The following is a 2,523-nucleotide window of genomic DNA, read 5'->3' as shown; positions in this document are numbered from 1 at the left end:
AGAGACAGGGCCCGGCGCCTGCCCGCGGGCGATCGCGGCGGCCGTCCCGACCGCGGCCGGCACCTGCGCGTCGGCGGCGTCCGGGACGGCGTGCCAGACATCCACGGATGAGCCCTGCCGGGCATGCGGGCGGGCGGGCCCGCCCGGCACCGGCCCGTCCGCGTCGGGCCGCTCGACCTGGTCGGCCAGCGCGTCCAGCTGGTCGGCAAGGCTCAACGCCTCGCCCAGGCATGTCTGAATGCCGGTGACGAGTGTCCGGACCCGCCGAGTGCCCGACACCACGACCTCCCCGCGCTCACACCGATGCCACGACGGAGCACCAACCTAATGGCAAGATCCGGTCAGGGCGGGGTTTTCCCTGACTCCGACGGCGTCCGCGGATGTGACGCTACCGGACGCGGACATCCGTATATCGTGCCCGGGCCAGGCGGGGGTGGTCCAGTACGGGCGGCTCGGCATCCGCGGTGCCGGCCGGCCCGCCCGGGCGGGCCGGCCGCTGGCGGCTGTCGCCCGGTCAGCCGCCGGTGGAGCGGCGGTAGGCCCTGACGCACCACGGCACGAAGACGACGAGCAGCCCGGCGCACCACGCCAGCGACTGGACCAGCGCGGAGGCCACCGGGCCGCCGAGGAACAGCGCCCGTGTCGCGTCGATCGTCACGGTGATCGGCTGATGCTCGGCGAAGGCCTGTAGCCAGCCCGGCATCGTGCTGACCGGGACGAACGCGGAGCTGGCGAAGGTCAGCGGGAAGACCCAGATGAACCCGGCCGACTGCGCCGCCTCCGCGTTGCGCACCGACAGCCCGATCACCGCCGACACCCAGGAGAACGCGTAGGAGAACAGCAGCATGAGGGCGAACCCGACCAGCGCCGCGGGCACGGTGGTGTCACCGAAGCGGAACCCGACCGCGATCCCGACCAGCAGCATGATCACGACTACGAACACGTTGCGGAACAGGTCCGAGAGGGTCCGGCCGGCCAGCAGCGCGCCCCGCGACATCGGCAGCGAGCGGAACCGGTCGATCAGGCCACGCTGACGGTCCTCGGCGAGCCCGACACCCGTCACCATGCTGCCGAAGATCGCCGTCTGGATGAAGATCCCGGGCATCAGGAAGTCCACGTAGTCCACCCCGGGCCCGACGTTGATCGCGCCGCCGAACACGTAGACGAACAGCAGCACGAACATCACCGGCTGGATCGTGGAGAACACCAGCAGCTCGGGCACCCGCCAGGTCTGGATCAGGTTGCGCCGGCAGATGACCCAGGCGTCCAGCAGTGACCAGACGAGCCGGCCGCGGCCCTCGACCGGCCGGACCGTGGCGGCGGTGGCGGCGACGGCAGCGTCGCCACTGATGGTGCTCATGTCGTCACCAGCTCCTCGGTGGTGCTCTCGTGCGGGTTCGCGGCCGCGTCCCCGTCGCGCGCGTGATGGCCGGTGAGCGCCAGGAAGACGTCGTCGAGGGTGGGCCGGTGCAGCGCGATGTCCTCGAGGGTCACGCCCGCCTCGTCGACGCCGCGGATCAGCTCCGGCAGCACACCGGCGCCGCGGTTCATCGGCGCGCTCAGCCGTCGCCGGTCGACGTCGACGCTCACCTCGCCGGAGGCGAACCGCGCCAGCACGCCGCGCGCGGCGTCGACGTCCCCGCCCCGGGCGATCACGATGTCGAGGCGGTCCCCACCCACCTGCGACTTCAGGTCGTCGGCGGTGCCCTCCGCGATGACCCGGCCACCGTCGATCACCGAGATGCGCCGGGCCAGCTGGTCAGCCTCCTCCAGGTACTGTGTTGTCAGCAGGACGGTGGCGCCGTCCCGGACAAGCTCCTCGATGACCTCCCACATCCGGATCCGGCTGCGCGGGTCGAGCCCGGTCGTCGGCTCGTCGAGGAAGAGCATGGGCGGCGCGAGAATCAGGCTGGCGGCCAGGTCGAGCCGCCGGCGCATACCACCGGAATAGGTGCCGGCCTGCCGGCGGGCGGCATCGGTGAGGTCGAAACGCTCCAGCAGGATTTCGGCACGGGCCCGCGCCGAAACGGCCGACAGCCGGTAGAGCCGGCCGAACATCTCCAGGTTCTCCTGGCCGGTGAGCCGTTCGTCGACGGCGGCGTACTGACCGGTGAGCCCGATCCGGGAGCGCAGCTCGTCCGCGTGTCGGCTGATGTCAAGACCGAGAACCTCGGCATGCCCGGAATCGGCACGCAACAAGGTGGTGAGAATTCTCACAGCGGTCGTCTTGCCGGCGCCGTTCGGACCGAGGACCGCGTGCACCGTCCCAGCCGCCACGCTGAGATCCAGACCGGCGAGCGCGACGCTCGCGCCGAAGCGTTTGTGCAGGTCGCGCGCGAGTACAGCGGGTTTGTCAGACACAGTTGGCGATCGTACGGCACGCCACCGACAACTCCGGGAACCGCGAAGTGACCTGCCGGCCGCGCGCGTATGGCGGCTCTCACCCGCTCTCCCGGGGCCCTCCCCGCGCGGCCGGGGATCGTCCGGCCGGCGGCCCGGCCCGGGGCCGGCGCGGGGCCGGCG

At 72.1% G+C, this 2,523-nt stretch carries 2 protein-coding genes and 1 pseudogene; all 3 read right to left on the bottom strand.

What is annotated here, in order from left to right; all coding sequences use genetic code 11:
• Positions 1 to 279, bottom strand: a pseudogene (locus tag NBW84_RS23845) (hypothetical protein); the annotation flags it as partial.
• A 235-nt stretch (positions 280 to 514) separates the two neighbouring features.
• Positions 515 to 1,360 carry an ABC transporter permease gene (locus NBW84_RS23840; RefSeq protein ID WP_250287584.1) on the bottom strand — a complete coding sequence of 282 codons (846 nt, stop codon included), beginning with the start codon at positions 1,358 to 1,360 and terminating at the stop codon, positions 515 to 517.
• Positions 1,357 to 2,361: an ATP-binding cassette domain-containing protein gene (locus NBW84_RS23835; protein WP_250287582.1), complete on the bottom strand. Its 1,005-nt coding sequence runs from the start codon at positions 2,359 to 2,361 to the stop codon at positions 1,357 to 1,359. The genes NBW84_RS23840 and NBW84_RS23835 overlap by 4 nt, the downstream gene beginning before the upstream one ends.
• Positions 2,362 to 2,523: the final 162 nt, after the last annotated feature.

Origin of the sequence: Protofrankia sp. CiP1_Cm_nod2 (assembly GCF_920664355.1) — a bacterium.
Lineage (GTDB): Bacteria > Actinomycetota > Actinomycetes > Frankiales > Frankiaceae > Protofrankia.
Note: the sequence above shows the minus strand (reverse complement) of the source record. Positions and strands in the feature narration are given on the sequence as shown.

What these genes read in the sequence shown, in the direction of transcription:
- NBW84_RS23840 (WP_250287584.1), bottom strand. Translation starts at nt 1,360, where the DNA reads ATGAGCACCATCAGTGGCGACGCTGCCGTCGCCGCCACCGCCGCCACG.